The sequence below is a fragment of the Megasphaera paucivorans genome, from assembly GCF_900103535.1.
Classification (GTDB): Bacteria; Bacillota; Negativicutes; order Veillonellales; family Megasphaeraceae; genus Megasphaera_A; species Megasphaera_A paucivorans.
The window spans coordinates 34,236-50,149 of sequence record NZ_FNHQ01000010.1; the positions used below are offsets into that span (position 1 = coordinate 34,236).

Here is a 15,914-nt window from a genome sequence, read left to right on the forward strand (position 1 = left end):
GATATGATGCAGATATTAGACGGAAAAGCCGTGGCTGCGTTTCATAGAGAACGGATCGAACAGAGATTGGATGATTTGCACGAGCGGCAGATTCATCCGGAATTGGCGATCCTATTGGTCGGTTCGGATAAACCGTCTGCCATGTATGCCAAATCAATGTGCAAGGTAGCTTGTTCAATGGGACTCAAGGCTGAAATATATACAGAGCCTAGTACGGTCAGGGAAACCGAATTGATTGCTATGATCGAGCATTTTAATGAACAGCCGTCGATTTTCGGCATCTTGATGATGATGCCGCTGCCGTCACATATGAATGCGACTCGGGTTATAAATTGTATTGATCCCCGCAAAGACGTGGACGGGTTAACAGATAAAAGCATTGCCGATTTATTTACCGGACGCCCGGGGTTTGTTCCCTGTACGCCGCGGGCGGTTATTTCTATCTTGGATTATTATCATATTTCCTTGTCCGGTAAAGAGGTGGCGATTGTTGGCCGCAGCAATGTAGTGGGAAAGCCGCTGGCTCAATTGTGTCTTAACCGCAATGCCACCGTGACGCACTGCCATACCCGCACGCGAGAACTAAGCAAGGTGACGCAGCGGGCCGATATATTGATTTCTGCTGCCGGACGCGCTAAACTAATACGTGGGGATATGATAAAACCCGGAGCAGTAGTAATTGATGTCGGGATCAATCGATGGGAAGGGAAGACCGTCGGTGATGTCGACTTTGAAGAAATAAAAACCATCGCCGGAGCTATTACACCAGTACCGGGAGGCGTTGGCGCCGTTACGACGATGATGATCGTTGAAAATGTAGTTTGCGGGACAAAGCAAACAGAGTGAGTGTTTAAAAAGAAGGTGTAAAAATGCATTTAGCAGATAGTTTTCTAGTACATTATTTGAATCGTTTCGATAAGTATTGCTTTAATGTGATTCTTCACGGAAAAACCTATACCGTAGGAGAAGGAAAACCTGTATTTCAGGTTACCATTCATCGGGATATCCCTAAAAGTGAATTGCTGGCATCTACTTCTCTGGCGCTTGGCGAAGCGTATATGCGTAAGGACATTACCATTGACGGAGATTTATTTACCGTGCTTAAATGCTTGCTGGAACAGACCAGCCAGTTTTCTTTAGATAAAAACGCGTTGGGAAGCATCCTATATACGCCGGAATCTAAAGCCAAGCAGAAAGTACAGGTTTCTTCCCATTATGACTTGGGCAATGATTTTTATAACTCGTGGCTTGATCCATCCATGAGTTATTCGTGCGCTTATTTTAAGCATACGGATGATACGCTGGAACAGGCTCAACATAATAAGGTTCATTATATTTTAGATAAGCTCCATTTAGAAAGAGGCATGTCTCTTCTGGATATTGGATGCGGCTGGGGATACTTGCTGCTGGAAGCGGCCCAAAAATATGGTGTAAAAGGGTATGGCTGCACGCTGAGCAAAGAACAATGGAAGAAAGGGCAGGAGCGGATTCAAAAACTCGGTTTGGAGGGCCAGGTGCAAATCGATTTATTGGATTACCGTGATTTAAATGAAAGCGAACGCAAATATGATCGTATCGTCAGTGTTGGGATGTTGGAACATGTTGGGCGTTCCAATTATCCCTTGTATATGGAAAAGGCGAATCATCTGCTGGTCGATGGCGGTGTATTCATGCTTCATTATATCAGCGGGCATGATGAAGAAATCGGCAATCCCTGGATGCGGAAGTATATTTTTCCGGGCGGTACGCTGCCCTCGCTGCGGGAAATCATCAGTTTAGCCTATGATTATGATTTTCAAGTGCTGGATGTGGAAAGCCTGCGCCGTCATTACTATAAAACACTGCATTGCTGGTATCAGAATTTTGAAAAAGTTCGGGATGCGATCAGCCAAGACAAGGGCGAAGAATTTGTGCGGATGTGGGAACTATATCTGTGCGGCTGCGCTGCCTCTTTTTATATCGGTAGTATCGATATACATGAAATCCTGATGACCAAGGGTACCAATAATCAGCTCCCTATGATCCGGTGGTATTAAAAATACGCTGTAATTATTGAAAATAAGAGATTTTTGTAGTAAGATGAAACCATAAAGGGTATCAGTATTTTTACTGATAATTCAATTACGAAGGAGGCTTTTACTATGACACAAGTAGAATTTTATCGCTGTGAATTATGCGGCAACATTATTGCAATCGTTCATGATGGCGGAGGCAGAGAATTGACCTGCTGCGGACAGGCTATGAAGCATTTGGAAGCAGGTGCGGTGGATGCAGCTAAGGAAAAACATGTTCCGGCTATTGTGAAGGAAGATGGAAAGATAAAAGTTACGGTTGGGTCAGTGGAACATCCTATGCTGCCGGAACATTTCATTCAATTTGTGGCGCTCGCTGCCGAAGATAGAGTAATGATCAAATATTTGAAACCCGGTGATGCACCTAAAGCGGAGTTTTGTGAAGTTCCTTCTGGCACGGTATATGAATACTGTAATCTTCATGGCCTTTGGAAAGCGGATTTTTGATTGCCTTGCAAGTACTGTATATAAAAGGATCTGCGATGCAGATCCTTTTTTTTCAAAAAAAAGCAGATTGGAAATCAGTGATTTCCAATCTGCTGTAATTGTGTAACAGTGTACTATTATTTTGAATAGAATTCGACGATCAATGTTTCGTTGATTTCAATCGGAAGTTCATCACGTTCCGGAATACGAGTCAACGTACCTTCAAAGTTATCAAAGTTCTTTTCGATATACGGAAGATCGAATGTCTTTAATTCCTGGAAGACTTTTTTGAACATTTCGTTGGAACGGGAGCTTTCTTTCAAAGAAATCACCGAGCCGACTTTAACGTTAGCGGACGGAATGTCGCAGCGTTTGCCATTTACCAGTACATGACCGTGGTTGACCATTTGACGGGCCTGACGGATGGAGTTGGCAAAACCGATACGATAAACAACATTATCTAAGCGGCATTCGAGCAGCTTAAGCATGTTTTCACCAGTGATACCGCCTTGTTTTCTGGCTTTATCATAATACCGGACAAACTGACGTTCGAGCAGATTGTAGTATGCTCTGAGCTTCTGTTTTTCCAATAACTGTGTACCATATTCAGAAACTTTCTTTTGACGCTGATCTTTTTTTACACGTTTCAATGCCTTGGGATGTCCGTACACATTAAGTCCGAACCGGCGACATTCTTTAAAACGTGGGTCTCTCCTTGTTGCCATTGATACATCACCTCATTCATTTATTTCTGCCTAAAAAGCAGTACTAAAATAATACCATGAATGGCTGTAAAAGTCAATGAAACGGAGGCTTTTTTGATTGAAAAAGTGCAGGAATCCGTGTGGACAGAGCACGGGAAAATCAGTATACTGGAGAGGTAGAAGGGAGAGTGTATATATGACGCATGCTCATGTTCATATTATTGCCTGCGGCGGCACGATTGCCGGGAAAGCAGAGTCGGAAAAAGAACTGATTGGGTATAAAGCAGGAAAACTTACGATCGAAGAACTATTGCAATCCGTGCCGGAGGTTACGGAATATGCGGATATTACAGGGGAACAGTTTTGTAATATGGACAGCACAAATATGACGGAGGATCTGTGGCTGCGTCTGGCTCGATGCGTAGAAGCGGCAGCGGACAGAGCGGATGTCGACGGTATTGTCATTACACACGGTACGGATACGATGGAGGAAACCGCATACTTTTTAAATCTGGTGGTCCATAGCCGCAAGCCGATTGTGATGGTTGGTTCCATGCGGCCGGCTACGGCACTGAGCGCAGATGGACCGTTGAATTTGCTGGATGCGGTTCATATAGCGGCTTGCCGGCAGGCCGGAGAGTATGGTGTTCTGGTGGCTATGAACGGACGTATTTGCGGAGCCCGCAGTGTAGAAAAAACGGACACTACACATGTAGATACGTTTCGTTCCAGGCAAATGGGATATATGGGAATTATCCAGAATGGGATTCCCTACTTTTATCAGCAAAGCTTGCGGCGCCATACCTATCTTTCGCAGTTGTCCTGTCAAGGAATTACGAAATTGCCTGCTGTATGTATAGTATATTGTTATGTGGGAATGTCACCGGCACTGATTCGGGCAGCTGTCGCGTCCGGTGTTCAGGGAATAGTGACAGCCGGCTTGGGACATGGGAAAATTCCCGAAGCCGTACTTAAAGAATTAAAGATAGCAGCACAACAAGGAATCGTTACGGTATGTACATCGCGTACCTTGGGAGGAATCGTCAGTACAACGGAAGACGATTCTGGATTTTTCCGTATTGCGGGAGACAATCTTCCGGCACATAAAGCTAAGATAGTATTGCAATTAGCTTTATTGCAGACCCGGGATCCAAATACCTTGCAGCAGTTCTTTGATTTGTACTGAGAAATGCCTGCGATGCGGAACCGTATGCATTTATTGAAATAGAATGGTGTCTGTGTTACAATGAATTTATGTGTTGAGATATAACATAGATGGAATGATTACAAATAAGATGGGAGCGATCGGTGATGAAAAAATATGCAGCCTTATTGGCAGCCGCAGCATTGACGGCAACAATCAGTATGTCCGCTTTTGCTGCTGCCGGTACGACACAATTAAAAGATATAGATAATTATTGGGGCAAGGATGCAGTGCAGTATTTTTATGATAATCATTATGTCAACGGCGTCAACGGCAGTTTTTATCCGGACAAGGCGGTTACTCGCGAAGGGGTAGCTTCTATTATCAGCAATATGATCGGCAATGATGCAAAAGCGAAAAGCGCTTTTAGTGATGTAAAAGGCCGCTGGTCGGAAAATGCGATATCTTCACTTTGTGAAAAAGGAATTATGAACGGATATAACAATGGAACGTTTAAGCCGGAACAGAATGTAACGCGTGAAGAGTTTGCCGTTATCGCGTATAATTATCTAAATTACCGGGGGGTTACTACGGGGACCGTCGTTGATACCAGTTATGTCGATGAAAATCAGATTGCACCTTGGGCGCAGAAGGCAGTAGATGCACTGGCGGCTGCGGGCTATATGGAAGGAACCAATAATGTATTTCATCCCAAGGATAATGTGACACGCGGCGAAGCTGTTTCGGTTTTATACCGCATTTTAAAGGGAACACAGGCAGACAATGCAGCAAAGACCAAGGTAGAAAACCAGGTATTCAGTGATATTACGACTGTTTACGGCAGTGTGAAGAGTTTCGCCGGAGATGGAATTATGTACTGGCAGGCAAATAAACTTCATGTAGGAGCAAAAACCAGTAAGAAGCGGGATAAATTGACCACGGCTATTGCAGCTGATGCGGCATTGCCGGCGGATACGGTGTATGTTCAGAAATCGAAATACAGTTATAATGAGTATAAGGCTATGATGACACAGGCGGAAAAGATTTATCGCGCGACGGAACCGGCAGATGCCAAGGTTTCGACGGATGTGGATTATTTAAATGAAAAAATTGTTCTTACATGCAGCTCCATTACGCCGGAAACGCAGCAGGCTCTTAATAAAGCATTAGGCAATACTGTTAAAATTGTAATTCAATAAGGCACAAACCATGAAGGAGTACAGTTCTCATGAAATATATTAAAGCTGCGGTTGTGTTGACGGCAATGGTGCTGACGGCTGCGAATGTTACGGTTTTTGCGCGGGCCCCGTACACGGATATTGGAAATACGGCGGCAGAAACAGCAATCAATTATCTGTATGATACAAAATGTCTTACCTTTGCAGGAACAGCGGATATCCGCCTTTTTCATCCTGATCAAGCTATCACGCGCGGAGAATTAGCACAGCTGCTGTGTGATACGATGCCGGTCTTCCGGACTGCCGGCGATGCCGGTAAAATAGAAGACCCCGTTCAGACAGGCGCTAGAGCTGTGTTGGCTATGCTGCGCTGCGGGATCATGACCAATCAGGGAGATGGCACATTCCATCCAACTGATATTGTTACACGGGAAGAACTGGCAGCAGTCATATATCGCTATATGGCGTATTATCAAATGGAAAATGCGGATACAACTGGTACGCCTTTTGCTGATGAGAAAGAAATTTCTGCCCAATATCTGCCTATGGTTCAGGCATTGCATCGGCAGTATGTTATCGGGCAGAAGACAAATTATTTTAGGCCGCAGCAGCCTGTGACACGAGCGGAAGCGGCATCACTGCTGTTCCGTTTGATTAAACCGGATGGAACTTATATTTCTCATGTTGATGTACAGAAGCAGGTAATGAAGACATTAGGGACTCTGTATGGATCCTCTCTGAGCTATTTTGATCAAGGGACGATGTACTGGCAGGGCGATACGTTGGTACTCGCGTTGAAGGGGGATATTCCTTCGGGATTGGTACGGCGTTTGAAAGATGAAATAACGCCGCCAGGTGTCGTTGTTTTGCGCAAGGCAAAATACAGCCATTCCGATTATATCCATATGAGGGATAAAGCCGTCCGTATATTTGTCAAGGATGAAGGAGTACAGAATTATGTCGGAGCAGAACCGGATTATGCAAAGGAACAAATTGTCCTTACCGCGCACTATCCGGTGCGTCCGGATACTGCCGCCGCTATAGCTAAAGCCGTTGGCAATCATGCCGTGCGGATAGAAGTTTTGCCGGCTATTGGACAATACGGCGCGGCAGCAGTGAGTGTACAAAAATAAATTACATTTAATTCTTACAGAGGAACATAAAAGAAGACCTTGTCAGTGGCAAGGCCTTCTTTTTATGTGTATGTGAAATTTATCTTGCAGGAATAAATAAGTGTTTCAATTCTTTTGGAGAGGATACCAGATAGTCCGGATGTAAAGATTGCAGCAGTGGCTTATCTCGAAAACCCCAAGTAACTAAGGCGGAATCCAATCCGGAGTTATCTGCGGTTTTTTTGTCTACTTCGGAATCACCGATATATATCGCTTCTTGTGCAGAACTGCCGAGCCTCCGTAAGGCTTCCCAGACCATATCGGGTTCCGGCTTCTTTTTATAGTTAGCCGATTCACCAAGAGAAAATTGAACGAGACCTTCAAAAAATTCTTTGTGAAGTTCCGTTACGGCCGCTTGTCCCTTGTTGGAAACAATCGCTGTTTTATATCCGGCATCGCGGAGTGACGCTAATATTTCAAGAATACCTTCATAAGGTTTCGTGTGCCCTTGGCAGTGTGATCCGTAGTAGCTTTTGAACGCATCCTGTAATTCCAACTGAAAATCTTGGTTTGCTTCCGGGACCGCTTGGCGGATTAATCCGGCGTAACCATAGCCTAAATATGAACGGACCTGCATTTTTGTTTTTTCCGGTAGCTGGTACTTCCGCAATATATAATTTAAGCTTTCGGTAAGCTCGTCCAAGGTATCGAGAACGGTACCGTCCATGTCAAAAATAATTGTTTTATACGTATTCATCTGTACTGTAATAATTTGAAAACGTGGCGGTGAATTTCAAATTATATGCCTCCTTATCTTGTAATAAAAAAAGTGTCTGAACCTATTATAGCGGTGAATAGACTGTTTGTCTAATTTTAGTGTCTTTAAGAGCTGTAAAAATATATAAAAACATGTTAAAATGAAGCTTATATTATGTTACAATAAAAAAGAAAATACCTATTGGATATTAGGTGGATAGAGATACAAGGAGTGGATGTTATGACGAAGTTTTTGCCGTATGTTATTTTAGCTGGTGTGGTTATTATATTTTTTGTGATCTGTTATATTATGTATTCCGGGCATGCAACGGAAAAGCCGGCGAAGAAAAAACATAAAAATATAGCATTGGAAGCACAAAAAAAGCGGAATGAAGAACACGCGGCATGGGCAACTTTAGAAACGCTGCACTCCAAAGGCCCGGCATCTTTGAAGGAAGATACAACACCCGTTCCAAAAATTTCTAATGTAAAAGTCAAGGAACGTAGAGAAAATCCGGAGGAAACAGGATTTGTTACAACGAAAGGCGAAGTTGTGCATGCGGGAGATCAGATGTATTATGAAAAAACAACTTCTAAAAAAGCGGCAGATGATAGTTTTGGAACGACCCAGGTAATTTCCCGCGAGGAAGTACTGGCAGCGATGAAGGAAGCGGATAAAAATAAAGAAGCCAAGCAGGAAAAAATCGCAAGTCCGATTGCGGGCATGGCAGCGGTTGTTGCGGCTGATTTGAAAGAGAAAAAATCACAAGAAACGATGAGTGCTGCGGCACCTGTGATACATTCCCCGGCACCGGCAGCTGCTGAACAAAAACATGTTCTTTCCGACGAAACTATGATTATGGATCCGGGAGCTTTAAAGACGAAACTTGCAGCAGCGGGGGCGGTGGCTGGAGCTGTGGCGGTGACAGATGTAACGACTAAAATGGCACCTGTCCACGTCGATACAGCGTATACGAAAAAGGAACCTGTAAATGAAACGAACCGCACGGATATATCATCTAAAAAAGCGGCATCCCAAAGTCCATGGGGCAATGTACTTCCTAGAACTGAAAAAACCACGGAGGCATTACCTTCAAAATCTATCTGGGCCCAGGATACGCATATCGATTCGCCTGTTATCAAGATGTGTATTGCACATTTTCTCGATCATTACGGAATCGTAACACCGGAAATGAAACGCCAAATTGAATTTATTACAGCAGCGGCGTTCCAGCAGGCGGGAGTTTCTGATGAAGCAGAACGGGAGCGTATTATAAAACCCTTTATTATACAGGATGCGCTGCAAGATGTGCAAAAAACCTATTCGGCACATCCGGAGGAACATGCAGCGGCAGTGGCACTGCGGGCTTTTTGTGATGTGCTTCATTGTCCGCCTACATCGACACGTCATTTGGTGGCAATCAACACATTAAAAGTAATGCCCTATCTTTCACAGGAACACTATCGTATTTTAGCTATCTTGCTTGTCTTCTTGTATTCCCGCAACTCCCATAATGTAGACACGGAAACATTTAGGCAGTACATCGATAAATATGTAATGCCTTTCTTGGAACGCTTTCCAACGGAACGTTCATTTTATCAGCAGTTGGATTATTTGCATTGCACGGCGCTGGAAACCAAGGAAACACCGTTTGCCGAAATATTGGCTGATTCATATCCGCTGTTGTTCCGATATCGGGGATTTACGCTGGAAGAATTACAGACCTCCCTGCGGGGAAAACATATTCCGCCGGAATTTATTGTTCCATCCTTTAATTCTGATCTTTATAAACTCGCGCTGGTGGATGAAGGAATGGCTTCGCGCTTTTTCCGACAGACGGGTATCACTGACCGCAATACGCAAAATCACTTGCTGCGGTTGGCTAAAAAACATCCTACGAGTTTCAATGGAGAAGAAGCTTTGGATATTTTGGAAGAAATATCCCCGGTATTTGCCGATATGGGAGATCTTTGGGACAGCACGTTGCTGCGAGTATCGACATTGTCTCTCCTAGGTTTATATTTAGCACAGGCATATGTGAAGGAAATAATCGGGGAAGAGTTTGATTTATTCCGATGGTTTGAATAAGGAGGAAGGAACATGAAGAAGATACGCAAAGCTGTTATTCCGGCGGCCGGATACGGAACTCGTTTTTTGCCGGCGACAAAGGCGACTCCAAAGGAAATGCTGCCTATTGTAGATAAGCCGACTATTCAATATATTGTGGAAGAAGCCCTTCAAAGCGGCATTGAAGAAATATTGATTATCAGCGGGCATGCCAAGCGGGCGATCGAAGATCATTTTGATACGACCTTAGGCTTGGAAATGCACCTGGAGCAGCAGGGGAAAACAGATTTACTGAAAATGATCCGGGGCATTTCGGAAATCAATATTCACTATATCCGCCAAAAACATATGCGTGGATTGGGGGATGCTATTCTTTGCGCCCAGTCTTTTATCGATGATGAACCTTTCGCAGTGCTGTTGGGGGATGATGTTGTTTATAATGATGCCAATCCGGCCTTGCGCCAGATGATCGACGTATATGATAATGTAGGTGCGACTGTGCTCGGGTGCCAGGAAGTACCGCGGGAACGCGTCGCTTCTTATGGCATTGTAAAAGGAAAACGACTGGACGATTCTCGATTGATACGTGTGACCGATATGATCGAAAAACCAACTATCGAAGAAGCACCCAGCCGATGTGCTGTGCTAGGGCGATATATTATTACACCTGATGTATTTGAAGTACTGCGCCGTACGGAACCGGGAAAAGGCGGAGAAATACAGCTTACAGATGCTTTAAAAGTGATGGCTGGGCGAGAAGCTGTATTTGCCTATAATTTTGAAGGGAAACGGTATGATGTGGGGGATAAGCTGGGATTTTTAAAAGCAACAGTAGAATATGCTTTGCGGCGGGATGATTTAGGAGAACCCTTCAAGGCATACTTAAAGGAGTTATTTTCGGGAAAAGATTCTTTTTAATATAATGTGGGGATGCATCAACGGTGGGAACATATTGTTTTCACCGCTTTTTTATAGTTAAAATAAAGATGTTGTTCATCTTGGATGTAAAATAACAATGCATATTATGTATGTAATATGGCATGCCAGATAGGGGAAATTCAAAATAAACAAAGCAAATATGCAATTTTTGATTGACGGTATATCCTAGTCGTTGCTATAATTAAATAAACAAAAACGAACATATAAGAACAATTAAAAGCCGAGGAGGAATATATATGCTGCCAGCAGAACGACGCCAATATATTTTAGATAAGTTATATAAGAATAAAGCAGTTGAGGTAAATGACTTGGCCAAGGAACTGGAGGTCACTCCGATGACGATCCGGCGTGATTTACAGCTTTTAGAGGACAGCGGCCTTGTAGAAAAAAGTCATGGTGGAGCGATTCTTACGGAATCTGTCGTCAAGGAAGCTACCTATCGCAATCGAAAACTCGTACATATTACGGAAAAAAGACGGATAGCAAAAGCGGCACTTTCTTTGATAGAACCTTCTATGAGCATTTATATGGATGCTGGAACGACAAACTATGAATTGGCGGCACTTATAGCAGAACAGTATTGGTCTGACTTAACAATCGTTACGAACGATTTGGCTATCGCCCAATTATTGAGTGCTGTTTCCGGTGTTCGTGTCTTGATGGCGGGAGGAACGATTGATGCCGAATCTGCTGCTACTTGCGGTGTTTTTGCGACCAGCATGGTGAAAAGTATGCACTTTGATATTTGTATCTTAGGAACGCAGGCAATTACTCCGGATTGGCGGATTATGAGTGCCAATGTGGAAAAGATAGGAGTTAAGCGCGCCAGTATTGCGGCTTCGGATAAAGTCGTATTATTGGCAGATCATTCAAAATTCAACAAACACAAGTTGTATTATTTATTTGATTTGTGGGAGGCCGATATTTTGGTTACAGATTACAGAGCCTCTGAAGCAGAAAAAAATGTATTTACGGAACATGACGTTGAATATATCCAGATATAGAAAGGGAAGGAGAAAGACAATGCGTGAATTTGTTATAATTGCAGATGATTTTACCGGTGCCAATGATACAGGAGTTCAAGTAAGGAAACAAGGCATACCGATTGATGTATTACTGGAACTGGACCCGGCTGCCCAAGGCGAGGGCAGTATTGTTATTGATACGGAAAGCCGGGTCATTCCGCCAACGGAAGCCTATGCCTGCATGGTACATATTGCGGAGACTATCGTACAGCAGGGGGGCTGTCGGTATTTATATAAAAAAGTCGATTCTACTTTACGAGGCAATTTGAAGGAAGAAATAAAAGCGCTGCTGGAGATATATAATCCGGAACTCATTATTTTTGATCCGGCATATCCGGCCCAGGGAAGAACCGTGGAAAACCGCCGTCTTTGCGTATACGGAAAACCGCTTCTTACTACAGAAATAGCGGCTGATCCCCGCAATCCCGTTTTTGAAGATGATATTGCGCAGTTATTATCTTCGTATACAGGAACGGCGGTAATACATGTGACGGAAAAGGAACTGGCATCGGAAACTATGCAACTGACGTCTGGGGCATATACGTTTGATACGACCCGGCAGGAACAGATGGAACAAATAGCCAAGATGGTCCTGCAGACAGGCAGAAAAACCGTATGGATCGGGTCGGCAGGATTGGCAGCGGGATTGTTGTCGTCTGTCTATCACAAAGCACCTGTTCTTTCCGTTATCGGGAGCGTCAGCAGTAAGACAATGGAACAAATCGCATATTGCCAAGAACGCGGTATTTCTGTTGTGTGCGTCGATATGACTCGTATTTGTGAAGGAGACGCGATGGAAGAAGCTATTAGGCCTGCCGTTGACATATTGCAGAAGGGACAGGATGTTATTGTGACGGCAGCAGCGACTCGGCAGGATTACGAGACTTTCCTGAAGTACGGTAAGGAGTGCGGTAAAGAACCGGCAGTATTAGCGGAAATAACAAAGCAGACATTGAGTGCAGCGGTTCCTTACCTCGTGTCCAAGGTCCGGATTTGTGGGATTTTTCTTACCGGAGGGGATACGGCGATTGCAGCGATTCACCGTCTGCAGGCCTCTGGTTCTCACATTGACAGTCAAATACTGCCGGGTTTTGTGCAGGGACGGCTGATGGGAGGTATATGTGATGGACTTCCTATTGTTACTAAGGCGGGTGCTTTTGGGGTGGACTCGGATATATACAACAGTATGATGAAACTAAAGGAAATAGTAGGATAACATAGTACAAATATTGCAACGGATAAAAAACAGGTGTCGTAGTAACTAGCGACAGCCTGTTTTTTTATGTTGATATAATAACATAAAAGAACAATGCATATCAGTATAAGAAAACATAAAAGAAATAAAATTATGCATATTTGTAATACATAAAGGGCGTTTCATCAAATTATATTACCAATAAGCATAGAGATAATGCTGTTTTGTATTGACTGTTACAAAGTTATATTGATATAATGGATACGAACAAAAGCGAACATCAAATAACATAAAAGAACATTAAAATTAGTTCGTTATAGTGGCTATAGTAGTAGGAGGTAATGAAGTGAAATCAAAATTTGTAGGAATTACCATGGGAGATCCGGCAGGTATTGGTCCAGAGATATCGCTGAAATCTATCGAAAAAAAGGAAGAATATAAAAAATCCGTATTGATTTATGGGAGTTACGATATACTTTCCTATTATCATACACTGCTGAAACTCACAACACCGTTAGTACAAATAGACAGTGTGGCTGATTTTCAGGAAGGAAAAATCAATGTTATTTCGGTTGTGGATTTACAAGTTGGCCGGGATATTGAAATCGGTCAAGTTTCTCCTGTAGCCGGAGATGCAGCCTACCAGTATGTAGAACGGGCAATCGCAGATGCCCTGAAGGGGGATATCAGCGTGGTAACAACGGCACCTCTTAATAAAGAAGCGCTGCATAAAGGCGGACATAATTTTGCAGGGCACACAGAAATATTTGCTGCTTTAACAAAAACCAAATCATATACCATGATGCTTTGGAGCGACAGGATATCCGTTGTGCATGTATCTACGCACTGTTCTTTGCGGGAAGCTTGTGACATGGCAACAAAAGAAAGAGTGCTGGAATGTGTTCATCTTGCCGATAACGCGATGAAAAAACTCGGTAAAACGATGCCGAAGATTGCAGTAGCAGGCCTTAATCCGCATAGCGGAGAAGCAGGAATTTTCGGACGTGAAGAAATTGATGAAATCGAACCGGCAGTCAAGCAAGCACAGCAGGAAGGCTTGAACGTGACAGGGCCGGTACCGCCGGATACGGTGTTTTTAAAAGCCTACAACGGTACATATGATGTGGTCGTAGCCATGTACCATGATCAAGGGCATATTCCAATGAAAATGGTGGCATTTGACAGCGGCGTGAATGTGACATTAGGTCTCCCTATTATCCGCACATCGGTAGATCACGGGACTGCTTTTGATATTGCGGGCCAAGGAATCGCCAATGAAGAAAGCATGCTCTATGCTGTGGATTTAGGCAAACAGTTTGCTGAAGGATAAAAAATGATATGTTTTTATTATCGTCCAATTATATATAAAACCTAATTTTTATTTATTACAAAGGAGCGTAATACTATGTTTAAAGCAGAAGGACTTATAACACCCGTAGTAACAGCATTAAATGAAAAAGAAGAATTCAATAAGGCGGAATATGTTACATTTATTGATCATTTAATTAAGGCAGGGGTCAGCGGCATTTTTCCCTTAGGTACAAATGGGGAATTTTATGCCTTCTCTATGAAAGAAAAGCTGGAAATCATCGAAGCGGCGGTAGAAGCTGTCAACGGACGCGTACCTGTATATGCCGGCACTGGTTGTGTTACGACCAAAGAAACGATTGAATTATCAAAAGCAGCGAAATCTATGCAGGTAGATTGTCTTTCTATTATTACCCCGTATTTTGTAAAAGCCTCTCAAGCGGATATTATTGCGCATTACAGTGAAATCGCAAAAAGTGTGGATATGCCTATTCTTATGTATAATATACCCGCTCGTACCGGCAATTCCATTGAATATAAAACAGTTAAAACCTTAGCAAAATTCCAGAATATCATCGGAATTAAAGATTCCAGCGGTAATTTTGATACTATGCTGAAATATATTGAAAATACGGATCCGCGTCTGAATGTATTAGCTGGCAGCGATTCTCTTATTCTTTGGGCCTTATTGGCTGGCGGCAGCGGAGCTATATCCGGATGTTCCAATGTTTTCCCGGAACTGATGGTCAGCATTTACACGTATTGGAAAGAAGGAAATATTGAAAAAGCAAACGAAGCCCAGAAGAAGATTCGTCCGTTCCGTAACGTTATGCAGATGGGAAATCCGAATTCTGTTGTTAAATTGGCAGTCAATATGCGGGGCTATCATGTAGGACCGGCCCGTCAGCCGTCAAATTGTACTGATCCAGCTATCAAAGCCGCACTTGAAGACGTCTTTAAATTGTATTAATGCTTAGGAGGTTTATGAATTATGGCAAAAATTGTTATTTCCCATAGATTACATGATGATGGAATGGCTGTATTGGAAAAATCAGGTGTCGATGTAGTTATTACTAATAGCGGTGAACCGGAAGATATGTTGCCGGAATTAAAAGATGCAGATGGAGTCATTATACGTATTGGGCATATCGATAAAGCGACTATGGAACAATGTCCGAATCTTAAGGTTATAGCTCGCCCCGGTGTGGGAGTCGATAATGTCGATGTAAAAGGAGCTACTGAATTGGGAATACCGGTAGTTATTGCGCCGGGAGCCAATACACGTTCAGTGGCAGAGCATTCTATGGCTATGATGTTTGCTTGTGCCAAGGATATGCTGCATAGTGATATTGAAATGCGAAAAGGAAATTTTGCTGTTCGCAGTGCGTATAAGGCGTATGAATTATTTGGCAAAACGCTGGGTCTTGTCGGCTATGGTCATATTGGCAGCGTATTTGCTGAAATGGCGACAGGCATTGGGATGAAAGTCCTTGTGTATGATCCATTTATTAATGAAGAAGTAGTAGAAAATCAGGGTTATGGGTATAGAGCTGATGTACATGACATTATTAAAGAATCGGATGTTATTTCGGTACATACACCGCTGACACCGGAAACACGGGGGATGATAGGAGAAGCAGAATTGAAGATGATGAAACCTACAGCGATTGTGATCAATTGTGCCCGCGGTGGTATTGTCGATGAAGCAGCTTTAGATAAAGCACTGACTGAAAATTGGATTCATAGCGCTGGTTTAGATGTTGTCGAACATGAACCCATAGATCCCAATGATCCTCTGTTTAAACATGAAAACATTATTGTTTCTCCACATATGGCGGGGCAAACGCAAGAAGCAGCCTCTGGAGTCGCTACGATGGCAGCCGAAGGAGCTGTAGCCATAGTCAATGGTCAAAAATGGGACAAAGTTTGTAATCCTAAAGCGTATGATCATTTACGGTGGCAAAAATAATATAGAATAGTTGTAAAA

15 protein-coding genes are annotated in these 15,914 nt (G+C 43.2%); 13 read left to right on the forward strand and 2 right to left on the reverse strand.

All coding sequences use genetic code 11. From position 1 onward, the window contains the following. The first annotated feature begins 6 nt into the window (after positions 1-6). The 3 genes from BLR11_RS06010 (at position 7) to BLR11_RS06020 (ending at position 2,519) form a co-directional block, all read left to right on the forward strand. Entirely contained in the window at positions 7-846 is an 840-nt protein-coding gene (locus tag BLR11_RS06010; RefSeq protein WP_091649425.1) for a bifunctional 5,10-methylenetetrahydrofolate dehydrogenase/5,10-methenyltetrahydrofolate cyclohydrolase, read from the forward strand. Positions 847-869: 23 nt separating this feature from the next. Continuing rightward, positions 870-2,036, forward strand: a complete 1,167-nt coding sequence (locus BLR11_RS06015; protein ID WP_091649428.1) for a class I SAM-dependent methyltransferase — start codon at positions 870-872, stop codon at positions 2,034-2,036. 105 nt (positions 2,037-2,141) lie between these two features. Beyond that, on the forward strand, positions 2,142-2,519 hold the full coding sequence (locus BLR11_RS06020; RefSeq protein ID WP_091649431.1) for a desulfoferrodoxin: 378 nt from the start codon (positions 2,142-2,144) through the stop codon (positions 2,517-2,519). A 116-nt stretch (positions 2,520-2,635) separates the two neighbouring features. On the opposite strand, the gene rpsD is transcribed toward BLR11_RS06020, so the two are convergent. Next, positions 2,636-3,223 (reverse strand): 30S ribosomal protein S4, encoded by a 588-nt coding sequence (rpsD, locus tag BLR11_RS06025; protein ID WP_091649433.1) that lies wholly within the window; start codon positions 3,221-3,223, stop codon positions 2,636-2,638. 175 nt (positions 3,224-3,398) lie between these two features. On the opposite strand from rpsD, the gene BLR11_RS06030 reads away from it, so the two are divergent. From BLR11_RS06030 to BLR11_RS06040, 3 genes are all read left to right on the forward strand, one after another. After that, positions 3,399-4,388, forward strand: coding sequence for an asparaginase (locus BLR11_RS06030; RefSeq protein ID WP_091649435.1), 990 nt, complete (start codon positions 3,399-3,401; stop codon positions 4,386-4,388). 125 nt (positions 4,389-4,513) lie between these two features. After that, positions 4,514-5,545: an S-layer homology domain-containing protein gene (locus tag BLR11_RS06035; protein ID WP_091649437.1), complete on the forward strand. Its 1,032-nt coding sequence runs from the start codon at positions 4,514-4,516 to the stop codon at positions 5,543-5,545. A gap of 29 nt (positions 5,546-5,574) precedes the next feature. Beyond that, positions 5,575-6,657: an S-layer homology domain-containing protein gene (locus BLR11_RS06040; RefSeq protein WP_091649440.1), complete on the forward strand. Its 1,083-nt coding sequence runs from the start codon at positions 5,575-5,577 to the stop codon at positions 6,655-6,657. Positions 6,658-6,736: 79 nt separating this feature from the next. Here the strand turns inward: BLR11_RS06040 and BLR11_RS06045 are convergent, their stop codons facing one another. Beyond that, complete coding sequence (locus BLR11_RS06045) at positions 6,737-7,393, reverse strand: HAD family hydrolase (protein WP_091649442.1); 657 nt, start codon at positions 7,391-7,393, stop codon at positions 6,737-6,739. Positions 7,394-7,633: 240 nt separating this feature from the next. Between BLR11_RS06045 and BLR11_RS06050 the strand changes: the two genes are divergently transcribed. The 7 genes from BLR11_RS06050 to BLR11_RS06080 all read left to right on the forward strand — a co-directional run bounded on the left by BLR11_RS06050 (position 7,634) and on the right by BLR11_RS06080 (position 15,896). After that, a complete protein-coding gene (locus BLR11_RS06050) occupies positions 7,634-9,481 on the forward strand; it encodes an LPO_1073/Vpar_1526 family protein (RefSeq protein WP_091649444.1) in 1,848 nt (615 codons plus the stop codon). A 12-nt stretch (positions 9,482-9,493) separates the two neighbouring features. Then, positions 9,494-10,378 carry a UTP--glucose-1-phosphate uridylyltransferase GalU gene (gene galU, locus BLR11_RS06055; protein WP_091649447.1) on the forward strand — a complete coding sequence of 295 codons (885 nt, stop codon included), beginning with the start codon at positions 9,494-9,496 and terminating at the stop codon, positions 10,376-10,378. A 257-nt stretch (positions 10,379-10,635) separates the two neighbouring features. After that, the gene (locus BLR11_RS06060) at positions 10,636-11,403 is read left to right on the forward strand and encodes a DeoR/GlpR family DNA-binding transcription regulator (protein WP_091649451.1); all 768 of its coding nucleotides are present in this window, start codon (positions 10,636-10,638) and stop codon (positions 11,401-11,403) included. Positions 11,404-11,422: 19 nt separating this feature from the next. Then, on the forward strand, positions 11,423-12,640 hold the full coding sequence (locus tag BLR11_RS06065; protein ID WP_091649454.1) for a four-carbon acid sugar kinase family protein: 1,218 nt from the start codon (positions 11,423-11,425) through the stop codon (positions 12,638-12,640). Positions 12,641-12,965: 325 nt separating this feature from the next. Continuing rightward, positions 12,966-13,949: a 4-hydroxythreonine-4-phosphate dehydrogenase PdxA gene (gene pdxA / locus BLR11_RS06070; protein ID WP_091649457.1), complete on the forward strand. Its 984-nt coding sequence runs from the start codon at positions 12,966-12,968 to the stop codon at positions 13,947-13,949. Between the two features lie 75 nt (positions 13,950-14,024). Next, entirely contained in the window at positions 14,025-14,897 is an 873-nt protein-coding gene (gene dapA, locus BLR11_RS06075) for a 4-hydroxy-tetrahydrodipicolinate synthase (protein ID WP_091649460.1), read from the forward strand. Positions 14,898-14,918: 21 nt separating this feature from the next. Continuing rightward, a complete protein-coding gene (locus tag BLR11_RS06080) occupies positions 14,919-15,896 on the forward strand; it encodes a hydroxyacid dehydrogenase (protein ID WP_091649462.1) in 978 nt (325 codons plus the stop codon). Positions 15,897-15,914: the final 18 nt, after the last annotated feature.

What these genes read in the sequence shown, in the direction of transcription:
- BLR11_RS06010 (WP_091649425.1), top strand. Translation starts at nt 7, where the DNA reads ATGCAGATATTAGACGGAAAAGCCGTGGCTGCGTTTCATAGAGAACGG.
- BLR11_RS06040 (WP_091649440.1), top strand. Translation starts at nt 5,575, where the DNA reads ATGAAATATATTAAAGCTGCGGTTGTGTTGACGGCAATGGTGCTGACG.
- BLR11_RS06060 (WP_091649451.1), top strand. Translation starts at nt 10,636, where the DNA reads ATGCTGCCAGCAGAACGACGCCAATATATTTTAGATAAGTTATATAAG.
- BLR11_RS06045 (WP_091649442.1), bottom strand. Translation starts at nt 7,393, where the DNA reads ATGAATACGTATAAAACAATTATTTTTGACATGGACGGTACCGTTCTC.
- BLR11_RS06065 (WP_091649454.1), top strand. Translation starts at nt 11,423, where the DNA reads ATGCGTGAATTTGTTATAATTGCAGATGATTTTACCGGTGCCAATGAT.
- dapA (WP_091649460.1), top strand. Translation starts at nt 14,025, where the DNA reads ATGTTTAAAGCAGAAGGACTTATAACACCCGTAGTAACAGCATTAAAT.
- BLR11_RS06020 (WP_091649431.1), top strand. Translation starts at nt 2,142, where the DNA reads ATGACACAAGTAGAATTTTATCGCTGTGAATTATGCGGCAACATTATT.
- rpsD (WP_091649433.1), bottom strand. Translation starts at nt 3,223, where the DNA reads ATGGCAACAAGGAGAGACCCACGTTTTAAAGAATGTCGCCGGTTCGGA.
- BLR11_RS06015 (WP_091649428.1), top strand. Translation starts at nt 870, where the DNA reads ATGCATTTAGCAGATAGTTTTCTAGTACATTATTTGAATCGTTTCGAT.
- BLR11_RS06080 (WP_091649462.1), top strand. Translation starts at nt 14,919, where the DNA reads ATGGCAAAAATTGTTATTTCCCATAGATTACATGATGATGGAATGGCT.
- BLR11_RS06035 (WP_091649437.1), top strand. Translation starts at nt 4,514, where the DNA reads ATGAAAAAATATGCAGCCTTATTGGCAGCCGCAGCATTGACGGCAACA.
- galU (WP_091649447.1), top strand. Translation starts at nt 9,494, where the DNA reads ATGAAGAAGATACGCAAAGCTGTTATTCCGGCGGCCGGATACGGAACT.
- BLR11_RS06050 (WP_091649444.1), top strand. Translation starts at nt 7,634, where the DNA reads ATGACGAAGTTTTTGCCGTATGTTATTTTAGCTGGTGTGGTTATTATA.
- BLR11_RS06030 (WP_091649435.1), top strand. Translation starts at nt 3,399, where the DNA reads ATGACGCATGCTCATGTTCATATTATTGCCTGCGGCGGCACGATTGCC.